Below are 501 nucleotides of genomic sequence, written 5' to 3'. Positions count from 1 at the left end.
GACGCTAAAATAGTGGCAATCATCTAATCCTCCTAAAATTTATTCATGTCTGGCAAATGTATGGTGACAACGTTAATGGTAACAATGTTGTGGTGACAGGCTGTAAAAACTTAGCCAGTCAAACTAGCGTTTGGCCAGTCGTACCTGATTGTCATGTGTCACTGCCAGTGCGCCCTGAATCTCGTCTTCCATGTCTACGTTAAGCGATAAGTCATTTGCTGAAGCGTCATCGCCAGCAGGCGCAATTAAGGTCGTGATAAAGTTAACCAAGTTGTTGGCGTACAAATCTGAAGACTGGGCTGCAAGCATCGATGGAATATTGGCAGCACCAACGATACGTACGCCATTGTCTGTAGTAATGGTTTGGTCAGGCACGCTGCCTTCGACGTTACCACCGGTACCGGCCGCCATATCGATCAGTACTGAACCTGCTTTCATTTTGGCAAGGGTTGCACCGTGTACCAGACGCGGGGCATTACGACCAGGAATCTGTGCTGTGGT

Annotated in this window: 1 pseudogene; it reads right to left on the bottom strand. The window is 47.9% G+C overall.

What is annotated here, in order from left to right:
- Positions 1-123: 123 nt before the first annotated feature.
- Positions 124-501 (bottom strand): annotated as a pseudogene (locus I6E61_RS14095) (NAD(P)(+) transhydrogenase (Re/Si-specific) subunit alpha); the annotation flags it as partial.

Origin of the sequence: Psychrobacter sp. NZS113 (assembly GCF_015864825.1) — a bacterium.
Lineage (GTDB): Bacteria > Pseudomonadota > Gammaproteobacteria > Pseudomonadales > Moraxellaceae > Psychrobacter.
Note: the sequence above shows the minus strand (reverse complement) of the source record. Positions and strands in the feature narration are given on the sequence as shown.